The organism is Herbiconiux solani NBRC 106740, assembly GCF_001571005.1.
In the GTDB taxonomy this organism is placed as follows: Bacteria; Actinomycetota; Actinomycetes; order Actinomycetales; family Microbacteriaceae; genus Herbiconiux; species Herbiconiux solani.
In genome coordinates this window covers 494,379-516,657 of the sequence record NZ_BCST01000002.1, presented here as the reverse complement: position 1 = coordinate 516,657, position 22,279 = coordinate 494,379, and the positions used below count along the sequence as shown (strand labels likewise).

The 22,279-nt window shown below is 70.8% G+C and carries 18 protein-coding genes; 9 read left to right on the top strand and 9 right to left on the bottom strand.

Features of this window, described 5'->3' with window-relative positions:
• The first annotated feature begins 133 nt into the window (after positions 1–133).
• Positions 134–1,498, top strand: coding sequence for a glycosyltransferase (locus HSO01S_RS05560; protein ID WP_157078927.1), 1,365 nt, complete (start codon positions 134–136; stop codon positions 1,496–1,498).
• A gap of 113 nt (positions 1,499–1,611) precedes the next feature.
• Here HSO01S_RS05560 and HSO01S_RS19015 read toward each other — a convergent pair whose 3' ends face one another.
• Positions 1,612–1,773 carry a hypothetical protein gene (locus HSO01S_RS19015; RefSeq protein ID WP_169799945.1) on the bottom strand — a complete coding sequence of 54 codons (162 nt, stop codon included), beginning with the start codon at positions 1,771–1,773 and terminating at the stop codon, positions 1,612–1,614.
• A gap of 14 nt (positions 1,774–1,787) precedes the next feature.
• Between HSO01S_RS19015 and HSO01S_RS05555 the strand changes: the two genes are divergently transcribed.
• A complete protein-coding gene (locus HSO01S_RS05555) occupies positions 1,788–2,690 on the top strand; it encodes an alpha/beta fold hydrolase (RefSeq protein ID WP_169799944.1) in 903 nt (300 codons plus the stop codon).
• A gap of 30 nt (positions 2,691–2,720) precedes the next feature.
• Here HSO01S_RS05555 and HSO01S_RS19595 read toward each other — a convergent pair whose 3' ends face one another.
• The 4 genes from HSO01S_RS19595 to purF form a co-directional block, all read right to left on the bottom strand.
• The gene (locus HSO01S_RS19595; protein WP_066039557.1) at positions 2,721–7,322 is read right to left on the bottom strand and encodes a S8 family serine peptidase; all 4,602 of its coding nucleotides are present in this window, start codon (positions 7,320–7,322) and stop codon (positions 2,721–2,723) included.
• Positions 7,323–7,474: 152 nt separating this feature from the next.
• The gene (locus HSO01S_RS19300; RefSeq protein ID WP_066039556.1) at positions 7,475–8,557 is read right to left on the bottom strand and encodes a helix-turn-helix domain-containing protein; all 1,083 of its coding nucleotides are present in this window, start codon (positions 8,555–8,557) and stop codon (positions 7,475–7,477) included.
• A gap of 57 nt (positions 8,558–8,614) precedes the next feature.
• Complete coding sequence (locus HSO01S_RS05540) at positions 8,615–9,085, bottom strand: NUDIX hydrolase (protein WP_066039555.1); 471 nt, start codon at positions 9,083–9,085, stop codon at positions 8,615–8,617.
• Positions 9,086–9,155: 70 nt separating this feature from the next.
• Positions 9,156–10,613 (bottom strand): amidophosphoribosyltransferase, encoded by a 1,458-nt coding sequence (gene purF / locus HSO01S_RS05535; RefSeq protein ID WP_066039554.1) that lies wholly within the window; start codon positions 10,611–10,613, stop codon positions 9,156–9,158.
• Positions 10,614–10,782: 169 nt separating this feature from the next.
• On the opposite strand from purF, the gene HSO01S_RS05530 reads away from it, so the two are divergent.
• The 3 genes from HSO01S_RS05530 to HSO01S_RS05520 all read left to right on the top strand — a co-directional run bounded on the left by HSO01S_RS05530 (position 10,783) and on the right by HSO01S_RS05520 (position 14,809).
• On the top strand, positions 10,783–13,200 hold the full coding sequence (locus HSO01S_RS05530) for a cell wall-binding repeat-containing protein (protein WP_066039553.1): 2,418 nt from the start codon (positions 10,783–10,785) through the stop codon (positions 13,198–13,200).
• Between the two features lie 60 nt (positions 13,201–13,260).
• Positions 13,261–14,373 carry a phosphoribosylformylglycinamidine cyclo-ligase gene (purM, locus tag HSO01S_RS05525; RefSeq protein ID WP_066039552.1) on the top strand — a complete coding sequence of 371 codons (1,113 nt, stop codon included), beginning with the start codon at positions 13,261–13,263 and terminating at the stop codon, positions 14,371–14,373.
• A gap of 91 nt (positions 14,374–14,464) precedes the next feature.
• Entirely contained in the window at positions 14,465–14,809 is a 345-nt protein-coding gene (locus tag HSO01S_RS05520; RefSeq protein WP_174522967.1) for a hypothetical protein, read from the top strand.
• A 205-nt stretch (positions 14,810–15,014) separates the two neighbouring features.
• Here HSO01S_RS05520 and HSO01S_RS05515 read toward each other — a convergent pair whose 3' ends face one another.
• Positions 15,015–16,229, bottom strand: coding sequence for a DNA-3-methyladenine glycosylase family protein (locus HSO01S_RS05515; RefSeq protein ID WP_066039551.1), 1,215 nt, complete (start codon positions 16,227–16,229; stop codon positions 15,015–15,017).
• Between the two features lie 188 nt (positions 16,230–16,417).
• Here HSO01S_RS05515 and HSO01S_RS05510 point away from each other — a divergent pair, with 188 nt between their 5' ends.
• On the top strand, positions 16,418–16,642 hold the full coding sequence (locus HSO01S_RS05510; RefSeq protein ID WP_066039550.1) for a hypothetical protein: 225 nt from the start codon (positions 16,418–16,420) through the stop codon (positions 16,640–16,642).
• 167 nt (positions 16,643–16,809) lie between these two features.
• The gene (locus tag HSO01S_RS05505; protein WP_066039549.1) at positions 16,810–17,880 is read left to right on the top strand and encodes an isopenicillin N synthase family dioxygenase; all 1,071 of its coding nucleotides are present in this window, start codon (positions 16,810–16,812) and stop codon (positions 17,878–17,880) included.
• 187 nt (positions 17,881–18,067) lie between these two features.
• Here HSO01S_RS05505 and HSO01S_RS05500 read toward each other — a convergent pair whose 3' ends face one another.
• Positions 18,068–18,886, bottom strand: coding sequence for an AraC family transcriptional regulator (locus tag HSO01S_RS05500; RefSeq protein ID WP_066039548.1), 819 nt, complete (start codon positions 18,884–18,886; stop codon positions 18,068–18,070).
• 76 nt (positions 18,887–18,962) lie between these two features.
• On the opposite strand from HSO01S_RS05500, the gene HSO01S_RS05495 reads away from it, so the two are divergent.
• Together HSO01S_RS05495 and HSO01S_RS05490 are read left to right on the top strand one after the other, a co-directional pair.
• Complete coding sequence (locus HSO01S_RS05495; protein WP_066039547.1) at positions 18,963–19,508, top strand: VOC family protein; 546 nt, start codon at positions 18,963–18,965, stop codon at positions 19,506–19,508.
• A 53-nt stretch (positions 19,509–19,561) separates the two neighbouring features.
• Positions 19,562–20,467, top strand: a complete 906-nt coding sequence (locus HSO01S_RS05490) for an alpha/beta fold hydrolase (protein WP_084361334.1) — start codon at positions 19,562–19,564, stop codon at positions 20,465–20,467.
• A gap of 64 nt (positions 20,468–20,531) precedes the next feature.
• Here the strand turns inward: HSO01S_RS05490 and HSO01S_RS05485 are convergent, their stop codons facing one another.
• Together HSO01S_RS05485 and HSO01S_RS19725 are read right to left on the bottom strand one after the other, a co-directional pair.
• Positions 20,532–21,236 (bottom strand): alpha/beta fold hydrolase, encoded by a 705-nt coding sequence (locus HSO01S_RS05485; protein ID WP_066039546.1) that lies wholly within the window; start codon positions 21,234–21,236, stop codon positions 20,532–20,534.
• A 43-nt stretch (positions 21,237–21,279) separates the two neighbouring features.
• Positions 21,280–22,155: a phosphoribosylaminoimidazolesuccinocarboxamide synthase gene (locus HSO01S_RS19725; RefSeq protein WP_373280207.1), complete on the bottom strand. Its 876-nt coding sequence runs from the start codon at positions 22,153–22,155 to the stop codon at positions 21,280–21,282.
• Positions 22,156–22,279: the final 124 nt, after the last annotated feature.

Below are 22,279 nucleotides of genomic sequence, written 5' to 3'. Positions count from 1 at the left end.
TGTGGACCACCCGGTCCACGAGGGCATCCTGCCTCCGCCGGGATGCGGCGCACATCGGTGGGATCACGCAGATCGGCCGCGCCGGCATCGGCGATCGCCCGGCTTCGGGCGGTCCACTCATCGTCCACTCACCGTGGACACCGATGCACTGGACTCTGATCATGACCACATCCTCGAAGGCCGCCTGATCATGCGCATCTCGATCTTCTCCGTCGGCAGCCGGGGCGACGTCCAGCCCGCCTCGCTGCTCGCTCGCGAACTCCTCGACCGGGGCGACGACGTCGTGCTCGGAACACCCGACGACCTCGTCGGTCTCCCCGGGAGCCTCGGTGTCCCGACCAGGCCCCTCGGCTTCAGCGCGCGCGCCCTGCTCGATTCGGAGGAGGGTGCGAAGTGGCTCGCGGCCGGCGACATGCGGGCCTTCGCCCGGGGCGTGATGCGGTTCAAGACCGAGCGGCGCGCCGGGTTCGTCGAGGCCCTCACCGAAGCGGCGGAGGGAAGCGACCTGATCGTGTCCGGGGTGAACACGATGGAGGAGGCGAGCGGCCTCGCCCAGGTCGGCCGAATCCCGCTGGCGGGGCTGTACTACGCACCCCGGCGCGCGAACCCGTACTTCCCCGCCTACCCGGTGACGACCCGCGATCTGGGACGCACGCTGAACCGCCTCACCTACCGGCTCGTCGATCGCTCGGAGTGGAGGATCTCGGCCCGGTACGTGAACCTGTTCCGCGCGGAGCTGGGGCTCAGGCCGGTGTCGACGAGCCTCACCTCGCGGCTGCGCCGCATCCCTCCGCTCGAGGTGCAGGCCTACAGCAGCGTGCTGGTGCCGCAGCTCGCCGACTGGTCGGAGCGGCGCCCCCTGACCGGGTTCATCACGCCCACGCCGGTGCAGCGGCGGCTGTGGGGCGAGTCGGGCCACGACGCCGAGCTCCTCGACTGGCTCGGTTCGGGCGCGCCGACGGTCTACTTCGGCTTCGGCAGCATGCCCGTGAAGGATCCGCAGCGGGTGATCGAGCTGGTCTCGCGTGTCGCCGCCCGGTTGGGCGTGCGGGCGTTGATCGCGGCGGGGTGGTCGCAGTACGGGGCGGCGGATGAACGGACGGGCGGGGCGGGCACGGACCGGGTGCGCGTGGTCGGCGAGGTCGATCACGGAGCCGTGCTGCCCCTCTGCGTCGCCGCCGTGCACCACGGGGGAGCGGGCACCACGGCGGCATCCGTCTCGGCGGGCCTGCCGACGGTCGTCGCCTCGATGAACTTCGACCAGCCGTTCTGGGGCCGGCGGCTGGAGGAGCTCGGGATCGGCGCGCTGCTGCCGTATGCCGAGCTGACCGAGCGGTCGCTCGCCGCGGCTCTCGCACCGCTCCTGGGTCCGGCCGTGGTCGAACGCGCCCGCGCGGTGGGCCGGGCGCTGAGCGCCGAGTCGGGCGTGAGCCGTGCGGCCGACGTACTCGAGCGCTACGCCTCCGAGGCGGCCGAGAGCCGGCGGCTCGGGCTCTGAGCCCGGCCGCCAGCGTCCGGGCGCCGGGTTCAGCACCCCCGGGTCAGCGCGCCCGGTTCAGCACGCCCGGGTCAGCACGCCCTGGGCAGCGCGCCCGGGTCAGCGCGGCCGCCTCAGGGCGCCTGCTGCAGCCAGCCCGGCACCACGAACCCGGATTCGTAGGCGAACACCGCCGATGCGGCGGCCCGGCTCGCTCGGGCGGGCTCCGGGCGCACCTCGTCGCGCGGACCCGCCTCGCCGGGTCGCGGTTCACTCGCCGTCGACTCCCCGTCCACGGCGCCGAGGTGACATGACTGTCATGACCCACCTCGAGAACCTCGACCACCGGCTGCGCGGCGGGGAACACCTGGCCGAGATCAACGGCTTCGACCTGCACTACACGGTGCGGGGGAGCGGGCCGGTGCTCCTGCTGCCGGCCCCGGGCTCGGGGCCGTCCGTCGGCTACCTGATCCCGCTGACCGCACTCGAGAGCCACTGCACGGTCGTCTACTTCGACACGCGGCACAGCGGATCGTCGTCGGGGCCGGACGATCCGGCCCAGTACACGCTCGACCACTTCGTCGCCGATCTCGAAGCCCTGCGGGTGTACCTGGGGGTCGACCGGGTGTTCGTGGCGGGGCACTCCGGCGGGGGCCACCAGGCCCTCGCCTACGGGATCGCGCACGGCGTGCACCTGCTCGGCCTCATCGCCATCGACGCGATCATCGCGCCTGACGCGCTCCGGATGGTGGAGTTGCTGCGGCGGATCGAGGCGAAGCGGCATGAGCCGTTCTACCGGGCCCACCCCACGTACGTGGACGACGCCATGGCGCTGATGACCGGCTCTGAGGCACCCTCGCTCGGGCGGCTCCTGGAGGCGACGGGTGCGCTCTACTTCCACTCGCCCGAGCGTGCCGCCGCAGTGTTCGCGACGATGGAGTTCGACGACCAGGTGCTCGAGTACACGCAGGCCTCGGCATTCCAGAACAAGAACCTCCTGCCCGAGCTCGCTCAGATCACAGCCCCGACCCTCCTCGTCTACGGCGAGGACGACTTCCACTGCGACCCGATCACGCAGGGCGCCCGGGCGCACGCGGTCATGCCCTCCTCACGGCTTGAGGTCATCCCCGAGGCCGGTCACCTCCCCTGGCTCGAGCAACCCGCCCCCTTCGCAACCGCCTGCGCCCGCTGGTTCGCCTCCCTCCCCGCCTAGTCCCGTCCGGCCTAGCTCGGGGCCGTCGCGTCAGCCGGCGCGCCGACGGGTGCGGCGCAGGAGCACGAAACCGGCGCCGGCGGCGACGAGCAGCAGGGCGATCGAGATCGGCAGGCCGGTCGACATCCCGGTGCTGGACAGGCTGCCCGCTCCGGATGCGGTGCCGAGGGAGGTGGCTGCGTCGGCGCCGTCGGCCGGGACGGGTGCCACAGGGGCGGTCCCGGAGGGATCGCCCGGGTCGCCGGGGCCACCGGGGTTGCCGGGACCGCCCGGCTCGCCGGGCGCATCCGGCCCGCCCGGCACGACGGGAGCGAGGTCGGCGACGGTCAGCGCCGGGACGATCACCACTCGCTGCTTCTGGAGTTCCGCCCAGTCGAAGTGCTGACCGTACTGCGCGACGGCCCAGTAGGGGGTGCCCTCCGAAGCCGGGATCGAGCGGTCGATGACGAGCCCCGGCGTCTCGAGGTAGGGCGTCGGGATCTTCTCGAAGAACACCGGATCGGTCTCGAACAGAGTGGAGCCGGTTCCCATCGACAGGTCGAACCCGCCGCTGTGGATGTCGACCCGGTTGCTCACTGTGAGGGTGAGCGGGGCAGCGGCGGCTGCCGCATCCGCACCGTCCGCCGCCGGGGCCGCGCTCCCCGCTGCCACCGTCGCCCAGAAGTCCTGAGAGATGGTCGCCGTGCCCTCGCAGGCCGTGGCGCTCGGGTTCTCGTACCCGGCGATCACCCGACCATCGAGCCAGACGTCGACCCGCGCGATCCCTGAGAGGTTCCAGGTCTCGGTCGTCGCTCCAGGGGTGTAGAACTCCTCCGCGAAAGCCTGCGGTCCGGAGCACAGCTTGTACTGCACCCGGGGCGTCATCGGTTCGTCGGTCGAGTTGAGCAGCGTGAAGTCGACGGCGTTCGGGTCGGCAGCGTCGGGGGTGAACGTGGCGGTGCTCGCCGGCACCTGCTCGACCGTGAACTCGGATCTCTTCTGCTGGGTGAGGGCGCCGTCGGGGGTCACGACCCAGAGCGTCGCGATGTAGTCGCCCGGCTTCACGTCGAACGGCCCTTCCCGGAACGTGAAGTTCGGCGCGTCCACGGGTGCCTCGCTGCGACCGGTCTCGTCCAGGTAGACGGTCCCGTCGGACGACTCGAGCCGCGTACGGAGGTCTCCTTTGCCCACGAAGGTGATGTTGAGGTCGACCACCGGCGAGCCGTCGAAGCGGTGGCTGATGAACGGGTCGATCGCCTGGGTGAGGATGTCGACCACGTCGAATGCCGCGGAGGCCGAGCCGTGAGCGGTGCGCACCTCGAACCGATGCGCGCCGAGCGGTGTCGACGCGGCGATGCCGACGTAGCGCCAGAATCCTCCGTCTGCATCGACGACTCCGGCGAAACCGACGCTGCCGGAGCCGTCCTGGAACACCTCGTACTCGTCACCGGGTGTGAGGCCGGACGCGCGGACGGTCGTCCCCTCGCCGGGTCGCACCGACGACGGTGCCACGGTCAGTGAGGGGTCACCCGGCACGGGCGGCTCGGGCGTGCCCGGATCGCTCGTGACCGTGAGCGTGGTGGCGTGCCCGGTGTCGCCGTACACGACCCGGCCGAGGTAGCTGCCGCCGGGGGCGAGACCCGTCCAGTTCGCCGTGACGGTCGAGGTGCGGCCGATGGTGGTCGAGACCGTGGCGGGGGTGACCGTGAGGGATCCGACGCTCGTGGCGGGGTCGATCACGTAGCTCGTCAGTGTGAAGTCGATGTCCCCGACGCCGGCGAAGAAGTCCACCCCGAGCAGGTATCGACCGGGCTGGAGCATGTCGGCATCGAGATCGACCCGCTCGTCGGCCGAACCCGTGGCGGACTGCCCGACGAGCCAGGTGTGTTCGAGTCCGTCGATGCTGTACACCGTGAGGTCGAGGTCCGCGGTGTCGTCGGACGCGTCGAGGTCGAAGCGGGCGAAGGTGCTGCCCTCCGGGACGTCGACGATGAAGCCCTGGGTGGCGCCTCCGGCCGTGCCGGAGCCGTGCTCCGCGCGGCCTTCGGCGAGACCCGAGGAGGTGACGGGGTATTCGGCGACGTCCCCGCCGAGCACGTCGATCGGGGTCGAGCCGGCGCTGCCGGAGCCCTCTGCCTCGGCGGGCGCGTCGAGCGAGATGGGGCGCACTGCCAAGGCGCTGCGCACCGATCGCTCGCCGTCGGTCCAGTCGAGGTAGCCGGTCGTGAACTCGTCGAGCGGGGCATCCGTGCGGGTGAAGGTCACCGTGTAGCTCTGGCTCTCGCCCGCCGCGGTGAACGTGAGGTCGCTGGGGGACACGGCCACGTCGACGCCTGCCATCGACACCGGCCGAGCGGTGTAGTGCCCCGGCGCGGTGGCGGTGACGGTCCGCGTCACGGTCTGCGTTCCCGGCAGGGCGCCGATCGCGATCGAGGGGAGGTTGAGGTCGGAGGGATCGATGACGGGCGACCCGAAGCCGGAGTAGCCCAGGCTGTCGGTGTACGACATCCAGTCCTCGACGCCGTTCAGGTAGAGCAGGCCCGGGTCGAAGTAGTGCGTCGGGTCGACGTGTCCGGCTCCCTGGGCGAACGGATCCTCGGCGGGCGCACCCGTGCTGTCGACGGTGTCGTAGGCGGTCGTCATCATGGCCGACTTGATCTCGGCCGGTGCAGCGGTCGGATGCTGTCCGAGGTAGAGCGCGGCGAGACCGGCGATGTGCGGCGAGGCCATCGACGTGCCGGACATGAACAGCCAGGATCCGGCGGCACCCTCGGGATTCGCCCCTGCGGCGAGGATGGCGACACCGGGAGCGGTGATGTCGGGTTTCAGGATGTCGCTGCCGTCGGCGAGGATCGGGCCGCGCGAGGAGAAACCGGCCACCTGAGGGCTCGGTGCGGAGGGCTTGTCCGTCGTGTTGCCGCGTTGGAGGGTCACGGTCGCGCCCGCGGTCGCGGCGTAGGCCGTGAGAGCCGGCATCGCATCCGCGTCGAGGTGGACGGTGGGGATGCTGTGGCCGTCGAGATCGAGAGAGCTCGGAGTCGGGTTCACGAGCACCATTCCGATTCCTCCCGCGCGGGCGACCTCGGCCGACTTGAGCGTCCGGTCGATGACACCACGCTCGCAGAGCACGATCGCGCCGGCCGCTTTCGCGGGGTCGAGGGTGTCGGGTCCGCAGAGCTGAGGGTCGGCGGCACCGGTGGCGGCGACGGCGGTCGCGGAGACCAGCGGGCCGGAGAAGTCGGAGTCGGGCAGGCTGATCGACGCGCCGACGAAGGCCTCTCCGTCGCCGAGGCGCACCGTGGCGTCGTGGGTCGGGATCGAGCCCGCGGCGACGGTCGTGATCCACGGGGCGGCGTTGTCGGCGGTGGACGCGGTCGGTCCGGCATTCCCGGCCGCCGCCGCGACGAAGATGCCCGCCGCAGCCGCGCTGAAGAACGCCTGGTCGGTGAGGGACACCGTGGTCTGGGCCGCCCCGCCGCCGATCGAGAAGTTGATGACGTCGACCCCGTCGGCCACGGCCGCGTCGATGGCGGCGAGCAGGTCGCCGGTGGCGCATCCGTCGTCGTCCTCGCTCACGGCGTTCTTGCCCGACCAGCAGACCTTGTACGCGGCGATCTTGGCCGCCGGAGCGACACCCGAGATCTCGCCGAACTCCTGACCGTCGACCTGGGCGTCGACGGCGTTGTCGCCGGCCGCCGTGCTCGCGGTGTGCGACCCGTGGTCGGCGCCGTCCCGGGGTGAGAGGTACTCGCCGATCGACGGGTCGCCGATGTTGCCTTCACCGTAGTTGTCGACGAAGTAGCGGGCGCCGACGATCTTGGTGCTGCAGTCGTCGGCGGTGAATTGCACGCCGGTCACGCAGACACCGTGGAACTGGGAGCCGTCGCTCTTGTCGAAGACGATCTGATCGCCGTCGCGGTAAGGCGCTTCGCCGGGCTCGGTGCCGAGCGGGTCCCCCGCGAACGACGGGTTCTCGGGGGCGATGCCGGTGTCGATGATGCCGACGACCACACCCTTGCCGGCGTTCCCGGGCCCGCCGATCGACGCCCAGACGCCCTGGTCGCCCTGGAGCCCGAGGAAGCCGGTCGACGTCTCGGGCTCCGGGTCATCGAGATGAACGATCTCGTTCGGCACCACCGAGGCCACGCGCGGGTCGTCCGCGAGCTTCTTCGCCTGTGCGGCCGTCAGGCTGCTCGAGAAGCCGTTGGTGGCGAGCGTGTACGAGCTCACGATGGCCGCATCGACGGAGGCGGCGATCTCGTCCTGGGCGCTGGTGAGGTGCTCGGTGTAGGTGGCGACGCGACGGGAGCCCGTGTCGAGCGAGTCCCCTTCCGGTGCCCGGGTCGCGGCGAGCCCGCCGATGCCGCCGGTGTAGGTCGCGACGGCCGGGTCTCGCAACGTGACGATGTACTGGCCGTCCCGGTAGCTGTCGAGGGCGCCTGCCGGTGCCTTCGGCGTGCTGGCCGAAGCATCCGGGGAGGAGGCGGCAGTCACTGACGACGGGGCGGCTGCGCCCGGGGCGGTGGCCGCGCCCGCGGCGGAGACCGGCAAGAGGCAGCCGAGAGCGACGACGGTCGTGCCCGTCAGGAGCGCGAGAGCGCGCGCGAGCGGGCGACGGGTGGGCGTGGAATCGGAGCAGAGTCGTGAATGCACGGAGTCGGTCCTCGAGACAGGGAAACGGTGATCGCGCGGTGCGATGCGATCATTCTGGAGTCCCGGACGACTGGTGATCTGGCCGCAGGTGGCCTGTGGCCAGAAGTGGCCGCCGCGCGAAACGCAACTGTTACACGGCCGTCATTCCCGAGTCATACCCAGCCGCGGCGCGCCGCCTCTGCACCGGCCTGGAAGCGGTTGGTCGCCCCCAGCTCGACGAAGAGCTCGTGGCTGCGGCGCCGGAGCGATCGCGGCGACATCCCCAGCTGCCGGGCGATCGACTCGTCCTTGAGGCCGGACGCGATGAGGGCGAGGATGGCCTTCTCCTCGCCGGTCGCGGATCGCATCCTCTCGTCCTCGAGCGAGGTCACTGCCGCTGAGCTTCCGGCCGCCGAAGGGCCACCGGAGGAGGGGCGCCCGATCTCGGCGGGATCGGCAGCCGCCGGTGCCAGTTCCTCGGCCCGGTCGCGGGAGTCGGGGATCGCGTGGCCGCGCGCCCAGTAGAACTCGAACAGATCGTGGAGGGCGGCGATCAGCGGCTGGGACTCGGTCACGATGGCGTCACTCCGCACGCCGTCGAGACTCAGCGAGACGAGCGCCGTCGACCGGTCGGCGATGACCAGTTTCACCGGGAGAGCGGGCACGATTCGCGCTTGCTCGCCCTGGATGGCCAGCCGGTTGGCCTCCTCCCAGCTGCCCTCGGGCTCGAAACTCCCGGCCGTGTAGAGCGCCCGCCACGAGACGCCGCGATCGAGTACGACGGCTTCGAGGGGCTCGAGACGCGAGGTGACATAAGGTGGCCGGTCGAAGACCAGGAACTCACGCGTGGCCTGGTGCTGAAGCCGCACGTACCAGTTCGCCACCGCGTCGGGGTCGCTGACCACGCGTGTCTCGGGAGTCTCGGTGTCCGGCGCGGTGGACCGGTCGAACTGGTCGGCCAGGGCGGGGATGCGCTCACGGATGCGCGTGATCCGGTCGCTCAGCCGGTCGGTCACCGCGCTCAGCGCGTACCGGGGGTCGACCGGGGCGTAGTCGGCGTCGTCGCTCAGCCCACGGGAGAGCAGTCCGAGGTCGCGCATGGCCTCGAGGCGCGAGTGGGCGTCGGCGAACTCGAGCTCGAAACGCTCGGCCGCGTCGACGACGCTCGTGGCACCGCGGTGCACGACGAAGAGGTAGATGCGTTCGCTGACACCGTCGAGGCCGGCCAGGTCGAGCAGGGGAGGAGCGTCGGTCATGCCGAATACGCTAGCCGCCCGTGCGGTGTCGACCGTTCGCGTGACGGAGGAGCCGGGTCAGAACTCGAAGCGGGCCTCGGGGACGCCGTCGAGGGCGTGGTGGAGGCGGGCACTCATCTCGTCGGACATCGGAGGCAGCGCATCCGGAGCGAACCAGGCCGCCTCGGTGTTCTCGCCATCGGCCGGGAAGGGCTCGCCCGAGACGTACCGGAACAGGAAGCAGATGTCGATGTACTGCGACCGGTCGCCGTTCGGGTAGACGATCTCGGGGATCGTGTGCACCCAGACCAGGCGCACCGGCTCGGCGACGATCGAGGCCTCCTCGAGCACCTCGCGCGCGGCGGCCACGGCCGGCTCCTCGCCGGGGTCGATGATGCCTGTGACGGGCGTCCACGCGCCGTTGTCACTGCGGCGGACGAGCAGCACGTCACCGTTCTCGCGCACGACCACGGCCGAGACCCCGGACAACCACAGGGTCAGGTGCCCGATCTTCTCGCGGAGGGCCAGAACGAAGTCGGGGGTCGCCATGGGACGAGCCTACCGAGCCGGTGGGCAGCGAAAAGCCCAGCAGCGACAAGCCCAGCAGCGAGAGAACGCCTCAGCTCAGCTGATTCGCCTCGACCCACGCCAGGTACTCCGGCGTCACCGTCCCCGTCACGTAATCACCCGTGAAGCAGCTCATCTCGAGATCGGTGACCGTGGAACCCATCGTGATGGCCTTCCGCATGTCCTCCACCTCCTGGTAGATCAGGTGGTCGGCACCTATGGCCGCCGCGATCTCGGGGATCTTGCGGTCGTGCGCCACGAGCTCGTGCCGCGACGGCATGTTGATGCCGTAGACGTGCGGGTAGCGCACGGGCGGCGCGGCCGAGGCGAAGGTGACCTTGTTGGCGCCGGCCTGGCGGGCCATGTCGACGATCTCCTTCGAGGTCGTGCCGCGCACGATCGAGTCGTCGACGATCAGGATGTTCTTGCCCTTGAACTCGCTCGACATCGCGTTGAGCTTCTGCCGCACCGACTTCTTGCGCTCCGCCTGCCCCGGCATGATGAACGTGCGGCCGACGTAGCGGTTCTTGTAGAAGCCCTCGCGGTACTCGACGCCCAGCTTCTGGGCCACCTGCATCGCGGCGGGCCGCGACGAGTCCGGGATCGGCATGACCACGTCGATGTCACCCATCGGCGTGTAGCGCGCGACCGTGTCGGCCAGCGAGTTGCCGAGCCGCAGCCGGGCCTCGTACACCGAGATGCCCGAGAGCACCGAGTCGGGGCGCGCCAGGTAGACGTACTCGAACGAGCAGGGGATGAGCACCGGATTCGGGGCGCACTGCTTCGAGATCAGCTCGCCGTCGAGCGTGATGAAGACCGCCTCGCCGGGCTCGACATCCCGCACCACGGTGTAGCCGAGGCTCTCCATGACGAGCGACTCGGATGCCACGACGTACTCGGTCTGGCCGCTCTCGAGCAGCCGGCTGCCGATGGTGAGCGGGCGGATGCCGAAGGGGTCGCGGAACGCCAGCAGCCCGTGCCCGGCGATCATCGAGATGACGGCGTAGGAGCCCTCTACCCGCTCGTGCACGCGGGAGACCGCGGTGAAGATCTGGTCGGGGTCGAGCGAGAGGCCGGTGATCTGCGACTGCAGCTCGTTGGCGAAGACGTTGAGCAGCACCTCGGTGTCCGAGCTGGTGTTCAGGTGCCGGCGGTCGATGCTGTAGAGCTCGTTCGTCAGCTCGCGGGTGTTCGTGAGGTTGCCGTTGTGCACGAGGATGATGCCGTACGGCGCGTTCACGTAGAACGGCTGCGCCTCCTGCTCCTGCGAGGCGCGCCCCTGGGTCGCGTACCGCACGTGCCCGAGCCCCATCGTGCCGAGCAGCGACCGCATGTCGCGGGTGCGGAACGCCTCGCGCACCTGGCCCTTGGCCTTCACGATGTGGAAGATGCTGCCCTCGGCCGTGGCGATGCCCGTCGAGTCCTGGCCCCGGTGCTGCAACAGCAGAAGCGAGTCGTACACGAGTTGGTTGACGGGGTCAGACGAGACGATACCCACGATGCCGCACATTGCAACGATTCTACCTGCCGCGAAGGCATGCTCGGCCGTCGATCCGCCCCCGGCGAAACGGATGCGCAACATCTGTGGCCTAGTATGAACCCGATCCGAGTCGGGGGGCTCGTGACAGCACGCGGAACCCCGTCAGCGAGGTGCGCTCTCGGTCAGACGAGAGGTCCCGATGTCCCGCCGTTCACGCCGTTCCCCACGCGTCGCCCTGACCGCATGCATCGCCGCCGTCGCTCTCGCGGCGTCCGCCCTCCTGGGCACCTCGGCGGCCGTCGCGGAGACCGCCCCGCCCGTGGCCGAGACCACCGATGCGGCGACGCCCGTTGCGACGATGGGCGAGTACTCCCTCGATGACTACGCGGAGCTCGCAGCGCAGATGCCTTCGGAGCTGGTGTCGGCCATCTCGGACGGCCTCGACGACTCACCCGCGGACTACCTGGCCCGCGCCGATGCAGCCGCCGATGCGGTCATCGTCGTCGATGACCTGCGGGCGCAGGGCGTCGACGTGCTCTCGTCGCGACTCGAAGGGACTGATCTGGTCGTGAATGTCGCCGACCAAGCCGATGTCGCGGCTGTGGCGGCGGTCAATGCGACCCCCGAGATCGGTGAGCGGACTCCGGATGCGGCTCAGCTCGACGCCATCCGAGCGGCTGCGTCCGGAGCATTCGAGTTCAAGGGCGATCTGGTCGGAGGCCAGGGGTACTACTCCGAGGACGACTATTACTACTACTACTGCTCGACCGCGTTCAACGGTCAGACGAAGTCCGGCCCGCCCAGTCAGACCCTCACTGCGGGCCACTGCCTCGTGCCCGGAACCATCGGGGGCGGGTACGCGACGGAAATGGTTCAGTCCTACCCGGACGATGACGAGTGGCGCGTGGGTTCTCCCATCGGCTGGCCCGACCCGGGAAGTTACGTCCTCGGCAACGGGCTCGACACAGGGCTCATCACAACCAGTGGAATGAACCCGCTGCCCCAAGTCGGAACCTGGAACAACAACACGGGGCCGGTCACTGCGGGAGCGCGTCAGACCATCCGCGACTACGCCGACACCATCGTCGGGCAGCCAGTCTGCAAGTCGGGACGAACCAGCGGATGGACGTGCGGCACCATTCTGGAAACCGACGTCACCCTCACCGCGAGGAATGACGCCGGCGTGGCCGCTCAGATCAACGTCGACCTGACCGACCTCTGCGCACTGGCCGGGGACAGCGGGGGAGCCGCTGTATCGTCTTCCTTCGCCGTCGGTCTTCTCTCAGCGGGCACCTACGACAACAACTGTGCTGAGAAGGACAGATACAGTGCCCTGTTCCCCATGGTCGCGGTCCCAGGGCGCGGTTCGGTGACGAGCTCAGAACTCAACTGGGAGCCCATCGTCGAGGTGGCCGCACCGATCGTCGACACCCCCGCCGGTGGCGAGCTCAGGTGGGGCCTGCCGATCACCGGAAGCGTGCCCGGCGGATCGATCCATCACTCCGTCCGCATCACCATCGACTCGGGCCGCACGTACACCGCCCCGGTGGCTGCGGACGGAACCTGGTCGCTCATCATCTCCGACCTCTCCAATTCCACCCACAGCTACTACGCCACCACCGCATTCGGTTCCGGAATCGGTCAGAACGGCTCGCTGGCCACGAACGGATGGATCCGGGTGGTCGGGGCCCCGAGCGTCGCGCGCATCGCGGGCACCGACCGGTACGACGGCGCCGTGAAGATCTCGCAGGCCGCGTACCCGGCACCGGCGACCGTTCCCGTCGTCTACGTCGCGACCGGCCAGAACTACCCGGATGCGCTCAGCGCCGGCCCCGCCGCCGTGAAGCAGGGCGGCCCGCTGCTGCTGGTCACCCGCGACGAGGTGCCGGCCGTCGTGCAGGCCGAGATCCGTCGCCTGGCGCCCGGCCGCATCGTCGTGGTGGGCGGCCCGAACTCGGTGTCGGATGCCGTCGCCGGACAGCTCGGCACGCTGGTCGCCGGCACGAGTGTCGAGCGGCTGGCCGGCGCCGACCGCTACGCGGCGAGCCGCGCGGTCGTGCAGAGCGTCTTCGGCAGCCCGGAGGGGGCGACCGCTCCGAGCGCCTACGCGGCGACCGGCACGAACTTCCCCGACGCCCTGTCGGCGGGCGGCGCGGCCGGCTCGGCCCTCGAGCCCGTCGTGCTCGTGAACGGATCCCAGCCCTCGGCCGATGCCGAGACGCTGCAGCTGTTCCGCTCGCTCCAGACCCAGAGCATCGTCGTCGCCGGTGGGCCGAACTCGGTCTCGCAGGGCGTGCTCGACTCGCTGTCGGGAGTGCCCGCATCCGTCAGCCGCGTCTCGGCGGCCGATCGCTACCAGACCTCGATCGCGCTCAACCAGGCGTTCACGTCGAGTTCGACCGTGTACCTCGCGACGGGCCTCAACTTCCCGGATGCGCTGGCCGGCGGCGTGCTCGCCGGCACGACGCACGCGCCGCTGTACGTGGTGCCGACCGACTGCGTGCCGCGCGGGGTGCTCTCGGACATCCAGCGGCTGGGGGCTACGAAGGTGGTGCTGCTCGGCGGGCCGAACTCGCTCAGCCAGAACGTGCAGAACCTGGCGGCCTGCCCGGCGTGATGGCGGAGGTGCGAGAGGGGCCTGCCCGGCGTGACGCAGCGGGCCTGCGAGAATAGGCGCATGAGCAACAGTTACGCCGCAGCCGGAGTCGACACCGAGGCGGGCGACCGCGCGGTCGAGTTGATGAAGGCGGCGGTGCAGCAGACCCACGGCCCCGAGGTTCTCGGCGGGGTGGGCGGCTTCGCGGGGCTGTTCGATGCATCCGCTCTCAAGGGCTACGCGCATCCGCTGCTCGCCACCTCGACCGACGGAGTCGGCACCAAGGTCGCGATCGCCCAGGCGCTCGACAAGCACGACACCATCGGGCAAGACCTGGTGGGCATGGTCGTCGACGACATCGTCGTGGTCGGCGCGAAGCCGCTGTTCATGACCGACTACATCGCCTGCGGCAAGGTCGTGCCCGAGCGCATCGCGACGATCGTCGCCGGAATCGCCCGCGCCTGCTCGGCGACGGGCACGGCCCTCGTCGGTGGCGAGACCGCCGAGCACCCGGGGCTGATGGGCGCCGACGACTACGACGTGGCCGGTGCCGCGGTCGGCGTGGTCGAGGCGGATGCGACGCTCGGCGCCGAGCGGGTGCGTGACGGCGACGTCGTGCTCGCGCTCGAATCCTCGGGGCTGCACTCGAACGGGTACTCGCTCGTGCGGCACATCCTCGCCGGGGCATCGCTCGCCTACGACTCGCACTCGGACGACTTCGGCGGCGTCGTCGGCGAGGTGCTGCTCGAGCCGACCCGGTTGTACACGGGGCCGCTGGTGCAGATCCTGGCCGACCCGGCGCTCGCCGGCGCCATCCACTCGCTCTCGCACGTGACGGGCGGTGGTATCGCGGCGAACCTCGCGCGGGTGCTTCCGGTCGGATCGTGGGTCGAGGTCGACCGGTCGACCTGGTCGCCGGCGCCGGTGTTCCGCGTGCTGTCGTCGATCGCGGGCTCGACGCTCGAGTCGTCCGAGGGCACCTGGAACCTCGGTATCGGCTTCTTCGCCGTCGTCGAGGCGGGGCGAGCGGATGCGGTGGCCGCCGCGATCTCGGCCCTCGGCATCCCGACGTGGCCGGTCGGCACGGTCTCGACCGCGGCGCGCAGCTTCTGGCCGGCCGACGGCTTCGAGCAGGGTGCGAAGGGTGTCGACGGCGGAGCCGTGAAGCTCGTGGGCGCCTACCCCGCCCCCTGACCCGCTGGTCTCCGGCCCTCCGGCCGGCGCCGTTGCGGCCGGTCTCGGTTTCGGCCTGACGCGGTGGGGGCTGCGGGGGTAGCCTGGCGGCGTGGCCGTGCCGGTGAGTTCGGAGGAGGCGCTCGAGCGTCTCGACCTGGTGGTCGCCGAGCTCGGTGATCCGTCGGTCGAGCGCGGCCGCATGATGGGTCGTCCCGTGCTCACGCGTGCCGGAACGATGTTCGCGTGTCTGAGCGGCGACACCCTGGCGCTGAAGCTCGGCGCAGGATCGGCTGAGCACACGGCCGCGCTGGCCGTCCCCGAGGCCGAACTCTTCGACCCCGGAGGCAAGCGCCGCCCCTTCAAAGACTGGGTGGCGCTCCCGCTCGCGGCCGCTCCCCTCTGGCCCCTCTTCGCGGCCGACGCCCTGGCCCTCGCCCGCCTAACCCCCCGCTGACCCCGCCCCCGCCCCCGGTTCGCTCGGCCTTGTGGCACCCCCGACTGCCCTCGACCCGTCACTTGTTGTCGCTATCCGACGCTTTTAGCGACAACAAGTGACGTCTCGCGGACCTGTCGGCGCCCCCCACCCCGCGCTCGCCGAGGAGTCACTTTTACGTCCAAAGGGAGCGTTTTGGACGCAAAAGTGACTTCTCGAAGTGGGTTTACGCCTTGCGACGGAGGCCGAAGAGGGCGCGGCGCCGGGGCGGAGATGCCTCCACCGCGGTGGCCTCTGCGTCGGCAAAGGCATCAGGGGATGCCGCGACGTCCGGTTCCGTAACGGTTGTTACTGTTCCGGAGTCCTCGTCCTCGTTTTCGGCGTCCGTGGCGGAGGCATCCTCTTCGGGTGCCGCATCCGCATCACCGCCGGCCGCAGCATCCGCGAGACCGGCGGGAGCTGCCCTCGCAGCACCGTCGGCCGCAGCAGGGGCAGCATCCACATCCGCAGAACCGTCGGCCGCGGCGCGACGCAGGAGCACCGTGACCCACGTGCGGTACGGCGCCCAGCCCTCGCTGAGCACCTCGAGCTCGTCGGGCGCGGGCGGCGCGTCGAGGTCGTACGCGACGGCGACCGCCTCGGCGAAGCGTTTCTCGCCGAGCGGCGCGGCATCCGGATCACCCGCACCCCGCAACAGGATGAGCTCGGCCGAGAACGGCCCGACACCCGGCAGCGTCTGCAGGAACTCGAGGGCGTCGGCGCGGGGCATCCGGCGAAGACGAGCGCTGTCGATCGTGTTGCGGCGTGCGATCTCGCCGAGCGACCGCAGCCAGTCGACCTTCTGCGGCGTCAGCCCCTTGAACGACGACAGCTGCGCCAGAACCGCGGGCGCCGGGAAGGCCGAGCGCTTCGTTCCGTTGATGAGCACTCCCACCCCGAGCTCGTCGGCGAGCCGCGCCTTGAGCGCGGCCGCCTGCCCGGTGCGAATGCGCTGGCTGATGATCGACCACGCCGCCGCTTCGTACCACGACCAGAAACCCACGGGCCGGAGCCCGGGGTAGCGCTCCTGCAGGCCGCCGATGACGGGGTCGGTCTCGCCGATCGCCGCGTAGCCGGTGGCGTCGACGTCGAGTGAGAGGATGCGCTCCACCTGCTGGCGAGCCGCCGACAGCTCGAGCCGCTTCAGGGGGCGGGCGGCGACGATCCGGCCGCGCACCTCGGTCCCGACCTGCTCGACGCTGATGCCGACCGTCAGCCACGACCCCTCGAGGGCGAAGACCGCGTCGAGGGTCTGGCCGGCTTCGGCGGGCCCGGCCGAGTACGCGGCGGGCTCGAACCCCTCGAGAAAACGGATGCTCTCGGCCAGCGAGTACGGACCTCTCGGCTGCAGCGCGAACGACCCCCGCGGCGCGGCCGCGGCGAGCTCGCGGACGTCGACCATGCCCCCATCCTGGGGGATCGACCTGGCAATCACCAGCCCAGGCCCGTCGCCAGGCCCTGCGACGGAGCCCCGCCGACCCCCGCATCCGCCCGCAGCCGACCCGAGCATCCACACGTCGCCGACCCCCGCATCCGCCCGTCGCCGGCCCCGCACCCACCACCCCCGCCCCATCCGGGTACCCTTGCAGCATGACAACACCAGCTCTCGCGCACCTGTCCGGCGGCCCCCTCGACGGCCAGACCATCCCGCTCGACGACGGAGCCCCCGACGAGCTCGTCCTCCCCTACAGCGAAGGCCAGCTCGTCTACCTCAAGGCGTCCGACTCCGACGGCTCCGAGGGCCCGCCCACGGCCCAGTACCGCTACAACGAGACCTCTGAGATCCTCGTCGAGGGCACGTACAACGAGCACTGATCCGCACCGCACCTTCTGAGGGCCGCGTTACATCGTCGTAACGCGGCCCTATTACTGTCGTGGAAACACTTTCGTTCAACGGAAACCTCCATCGGCGGCCTCGCCCGCCGGAGAGCCAAAACAGAGACACGTCGAGTGGCCATCCCCTTTGTTCTCAAGGAGTAGTCATGACATTCCAGGTTCCCGCAGTCGACATCACGCCCTACGTCTCGGGCGGCACCGCCGATGAGAAGGCCGCGGTCGCCGAGGCGATCGACGCGGCATGCACCGAGGTGGGGTTCATCCAGATCCTCGGGCACGGCATCCCGCGACAGACCACCGACGGTCTCGCAGCCGCGATGGACGAGTTCTTCGGACTCGACCTCGACACGAAGAAGCGCTACCGCACGCCGCCCGGCATCAACCGCGGCTACGCGCCGCCGAAGTCCGAGAGCTTGAGCCTCAGCCTCGGCGTCGAATCCGCCAGCCGGATGAACGACTTCTTCGAGGCCTTCAACGTCGGCGCCTCGCAGGCCGACTACCCGGGCGTCGAGCTCGATCCGGTGCACTACGCCGAGAACGTGTGGCCGTCGGCTCCGGATGCGGCACCCGGCTTCGAACCCCGCGTCGCCGCCTACTTCGCCGAGGCCCGCCGGGTCGCGAACACGATGACCGAGATCTTCGCCGACGCCCTGGGCTTGCCCGCCGGCTTCTTCGACGCCTATACCGGACACTCGCTCGACGTGCTGCGCATGAACAACTACGCCCTCCCGCCCGGAACGGTCGACCTCGACGGCGACCTCACCGGCATGGGCGAGCACACCGACTACGGCATCGTGACCGTGCTCTGGGCGGATCAGGTGAAGGGCCTGCAGGTGCTCGGCGCCGACGGCGGCTGGCACGACGTCTCGCCCGCCGACGACGCGCTGCTGATCAACCTCGGCGACGTGACCGCGCGGTGGACCAACGAACGGTGGATGTCGACACTCCACCGCGTGAAGCCGCCCATCATCGACGGCACGATCGAGCGGCGCCGGTCGGCCGCGTACTTCCACGACGGCGACTTCGATGCGCTGATCGAGACGCTGCCCTCGTGCATCTCGGTCGACCGCCCGAACCTCTACGAGCCGGTCACGGTCGGCGAGCACATCGCGGCGAAGCTCGCGGGCTCGCGGGCGGGCGTGCGCAACGAGCGCGCCGAGCGCGAGGCGGCCCGTGTCGTGGCGGCGGCAGCCGCGGCGGCACCCACCGGCAGCTAGCCCGCGGGGCGCCCTCTCGCCGGCCGGTCGGTGCGGCCGGCATGGCCATCACCGTGTGGTGCGGGCTGCGCGGATCGTGGTGGCGGCCTCGTCCGGTGACTAGCCATTAGGGCGATGGATCTCCGACCGGTGGTGCGGCCGGCTGGGCCGTCAGCGCGAGGTGCGGGCGGCTCGGGCGGACCGGCCGTCAGCGCGCGGCGCGGGCGGCGCGGCGGGCCGCCTCGGGGGTCTCGCCGAGGAAGAGTGCGTACCGGCGCGAGAAGTGTGGGTAGTCGGCGTAGCCCACCCGGGCGGCGAGGTCGCTGAGGTCGGTCTCCGGATGCGCGAACAGGGTGGTGGCCGCCTCCTGCAGCCGGCGGCACTCGATCAGCCACTTCGGACTGACGCCCAGTCGCTCACCGACCAGCCGCTCCAGCGAGCGCAACGTCAGCCCGGCGCGGTCGGCCAGGTCGGCGGCCCGCAACAGCTCGGGGTCGTTCTCGGCGAGGTCGCACACCGTGTTGAGCAGCCGGCCCCGTTCATCCACTCGGTCGGCCACGGGCAGCAACCACGACCGCAGCGCCGCCACCAACTCCCGCCACGACCCTATCTCGCCGGTGGCGTCGGCGATCCGGGCCGTCGGAGCACCGGGCAGCGGCTCGGAGGTCGAGACGAGCGCCTTCGCGGGTGTCGTCGTCAGCGCTGCCCCGGCCGCGGGACGGAAGAGCACCCCGACCACCCACGACGTCCCGCGGAGCGGCTCCACGAACAACCGCGGATCCGGCCCGGCCAGCGCCGCCCCTTCCGGCCGCACGACCGCGTTGAAGGCGGGGTACCCGAGCACGCGCTGCGGCCTGATCTCGCCGGCCGGGATGCTCCACCGCGCCACCCACACGTGCCGCACCAGCTCCTCGAGCCCCGGACCCAGCTCGAACCGATCGAACCGCACCCCCGAGTCGCCCGGGTTGAGATGCCCCTTCGACTCGGGTGCGGATCCGATGTCGGGTGCGGATTCGATGTCGCTCATCCTGCTCCTCCGGGTTCTCGGATGCGTGTCGCATTCGTACAAGACGGCCGCCGGATGCTCGTCCTAGCATGACCGCATGACCACCGAAAGCGCACCCTCAGCCACCCCCACCCGCGCCGCCACCGGCGCGCACACGACGAACGGCATGCCGCACGGCTCCACCTCGCTGACCCCGCACCTCGTCGTCGCGCCCGCGGTCGCCGCGATCGACTTCTACCGCGACGTCTTCGGCGCGCGGGTGGTCGACGTCACCCGCTTCCCGGCGGCCGACGGCGGCGAGCTGATCGCCCACGCCGTGCTCGACCTCGGCGCCGGGATGCTCACCCTCAGCGACCCGCTCGACGACTACGGCCTCGTCGGCGCGGCCGCCGCATCCGCCGCCGCGGGTGGGCACTCGTTCTCGCTGGCGATCTACCTGCCCGACGTGGATGCCGCGACGGCCGCCGCCGAGGCAGGGGGAGCGACGGTCCGCGAGCGGCCCGCGACCTTCGTCTCGGGCGACCGCTTCGCGTCGGTCATCGACCCCTTCGGGGTGCGCTGGAGCATCATGACCCGCGTGGAAGACCTCTCGCCCGAGGAGGGCGCCCGCCGCGTCGCCGAGTGGGCGGCCACGCAGGGCTGAACCGGCGCCGCCTCGGGCTATCCACGGGCGGCGGCAGACGGCAGAGTGGGGTGATGGCTCTCTTCGACGACGTGATCGAGGGTCTCCGCGACCCCAAGGCCCCGCTGCTCCACGTCGCCGTCGACACCGGCACCGGCACCGGCACCGGCGTCGGCGCGGGATCCGACACCCCGGCCCCGCATCCGCTGGGCCTGTTCGGCGCACGCGGGTCCGGAGCCGCCGACCACGACGACCGACCGATCGTCGTGATGCTGCACGGCATCGCCTCCTCGTCGGCGACGTTCTTCTACGTCATCCCGCTGATCGAGAAGACCCACCGCGTGATCGCGATCGACCTGCTCGGCTTCGGCGGCTCGCCCCAGCCCGAGGGCGCCGAGTACACGCTCGAGGAGCACGTCGCGGCGATCGCGCACACCATCCGCTCGCTGCACCTCGACCGCCCGTTCGTGCTCGTCGGCCACTCGCTCGGGTGCCTGATCGGCACCCGCTACACCGCGACCCACGGATCCCACGTCACCAAGCTCGTGCTCGTCAGCCCGCCGGTGTACCTCTCGCCCCAGGAGATCGGCGACCCCCGCGTGCGCAGCCGGGTGCAGGGGTACCTCCAGGCGTACCAGTACTTCCGCGGCAACAAGCAGTTCACGACCGCGACCGCGGCTGTGGTGTCGCGGCTGCTGCCGGTCGAGCACGTGATGGAGATCACCGAGCAGAACTGGGATCCGTTCGTGAAGTCCCTCCAGCACTGCATCGAGTCGCAGACCGTCGTCAGCGACCTCGCGGGCGTCGACGTGCCGATCGACGTCATCTACGGACGCCTCGATCAGTTCCTGGTGCCGGGCAACCTCAAGGTGATCGAGAAGATGCGCAACGTCACCACCCACGTCGTCAACGTCAGCGACCACATGATCCGAAAGCCCATGGCCCGGGTCGTGGCGACGGCGATCGACGCCCCGGCCTGACCCCCGCCCGACGGCGCGCACCCGCCAGCCGCTCAGCCCTCGCCCGGCACGGATTCAGAAGAACTCAGCCCGAGATCGCCTCCAGGATGGCCGCGGCCAACTCGCGGGGCCGGGTGAACTGCGGCCAGTGCCCGGTCGGCAACTCGACGACCGTCACCGAGCGCAGGTGCGGGAACTCGGCGAAGTGCTCGTCGCCCGAATCGAGATACCCCTGCAGCTCCTCCTCGGTGAACGTCGTCGCGATCAGCGTCACCGGCACCTCGAAGCGCGCCGGATCGTGCAGCCGCTGCGGATCCCTCGCCACCCGCACCGGCTCGGGCACCGCGATCGACCGGAACCACGCCCGCAGATCATCCGTCAGCTCGCGCAGATCGGCCTCGCCGAACCCGTCCCAGCGCGGCAGCGGCACATCCGCCCCCTCCGCCGGCAGCTCGAGGTTCACCGCGACCCCGTCGGCGGTGGGCCAGCTGTCGACATAGACCGCCCGCACGACGCGAGCCGGCCGTGCGTCGACCGCACCGTGGATGATCGACCCGCCACCCGAATGACCGACCAGCACGATCTGCTCCGCCGCCGGGATCGAGTCGATCAGGGCCACGATCTCGGCGGTCTGAGAGGCCAGGGTCACCGCCCTGCGGTCGTCGTCGACCGAGGCGAGGCCTTCGAGGGTCGGTGTGTGCACGGTGTGCCCCGCATCGCGGAGTGCGGGCACGACGTCGTTCCACGACGAGCCCTTCAACCAGAATCCTGCGACCAGAATCACGTTCATGGTCAGACCCTACGCGGCACCCCCGACACCCGTCACTGGAGTACTACTCCCCGGTCAGCCGCTCCAGCAGCTCCCGGTACCGCAGCACCGTCCGCTCCACGATCTCCGCGGGCAGCGTCGGCGGAGTGCCGTCCTGGTCCCAGTTCGCGGCGAGCCAGTTGCGCACGATCTGCTTGTCGAAGCTCGCTGTGCGCTCACCCGAGTCGTAGGCCGCGGCATCCCAGTACCGGCTCGAATCGCTCGTCAGCACCTCGTCGGCGAGCGTGATCTCGCCGGTCTCGGGGTCGCGGCCGAACTCGAACTTCGTGTCGGCGAGGATGACGCCGCGCGCCTCGGCGATCGTGGATGCGCGGCGGTAGATCGCCAGCGACAGGTCGCGCAGCGCCTCGGCGTCTGCCTGACCGACCAGCTCGACCGTGCGCTCGAAGCTGATGTTCTCGTCGTGCTCGCCCATCGGCGCCTTGTAGGCCGGGGTGTAGATCGGCTCGGGTAGGCGGTCGCCGTCGCGGAGGCCGGCAGGCAGCGCGATGCCGCAGACGCTCTGGGTCGCCTGGTACTCCTTCCACCCGCTGCCCGAGAGGTAGCCGCGCACGACGCACTCGATCGGGAACATCTCGAGCGCCTTGACCACCATCGCCCGCCCGGCGAGCTCGTCCGGGATGCCGGGCAGGCCCTGCGAGACGGATGCCCCGGACACGAGGTGGTTCGGCACGCCGGTGAGCTGGTGGAACCACCACCGGCTGAGCCGCGTGAGCAGCTCGCCCTTGCCGTGGATGCCGGGCTCGAGCACGTGGTCGAACGCGCTCACCCGGTCGCTCGCGACAACGAGGAGCGCGGCCGGCTCGGCACCTGCGGGGGTGTCGGCGGGCACGTAGAGGTCGCGGACCTTGCCGCTGTAGAGGTGCCGCCAGCCGGGCAGCTCCGCCGACCCGGAGTCATCGACCCCGTCGGCACCCGAGCCCGACCCGGCATCCGAACCAGAGCCCGACCCGGCATCCGAACCAGAGCCCGACCCGGAAGCCGAACCCGAGACGGATTCCGAC

Bases quoted from the DNA above. Each gene is read 5' to 3' on its own strand.
- HSO01S_RS05555 (WP_169799944.1), top strand. From the start codon at position 1,788: ATGACTGTCATGACCCACCTCGAGAACCTCGACCACCGGCTGCGCGGC.
- HSO01S_RS19300 (WP_066039556.1), bottom strand. From the start codon at position 8,557: ATGACCGACGCTCCTCCCCTGCTCGACCTGGCCGGCCTCGACGGTGTC.
- HSO01S_RS05540 (WP_066039555.1), bottom strand. From the start codon at position 9,085: ATGGCGACCCCCGACTTCGTTCTGGCCCTCCGCGAGAAGATCGGGCAC.
- purF (WP_066039554.1), bottom strand. From the start codon at position 10,613: ATGTGCGGCATCGTGGGTATCGTCTCGTCTGACCCCGTCAACCAACTC.
- HSO01S_RS05530 (WP_066039553.1), top strand. From the start codon at position 10,783: ATGTCCCGCCGTTCACGCCGTTCCCCACGCGTCGCCCTGACCGCATGC.
- purM (WP_066039552.1), top strand. From the start codon at position 13,261: ATGAGCAACAGTTACGCCGCAGCCGGAGTCGACACCGAGGCGGGCGAC.
- HSO01S_RS05515 (WP_066039551.1), bottom strand. From the start codon at position 16,229: ATGGTCGACGTCCGCGAGCTCGCCGCGGCCGCGCCGCGGGGGTCGTTC.
- HSO01S_RS05510 (WP_066039550.1), top strand. From the start codon at position 16,418: ATGACAACACCAGCTCTCGCGCACCTGTCCGGCGGCCCCCTCGACGGC.
- HSO01S_RS05505 (WP_066039549.1), top strand. From the start codon at position 16,810: ATGACATTCCAGGTTCCCGCAGTCGACATCACGCCCTACGTCTCGGGC.
- HSO01S_RS05500 (WP_066039548.1), bottom strand. From the start codon at position 18,886: ATGAGCGACATCGAATCCGCACCCGACATCGGATCCGCACCCGAGTCG.
- HSO01S_RS05495 (WP_066039547.1), top strand. From the start codon at position 18,963: ATGACCACCGAAAGCGCACCCTCAGCCACCCCCACCCGCGCCGCCACC.
- HSO01S_RS05490 (WP_084361334.1), top strand. From the start codon at position 19,562: ATGGCTCTCTTCGACGACGTGATCGAGGGTCTCCGCGACCCCAAGGCC.
- HSO01S_RS05485 (WP_066039546.1), bottom strand. From the start codon at position 21,236: ATGAACGTGATTCTGGTCGCAGGATTCTGGTTGAAGGGCTCGTCGTGG.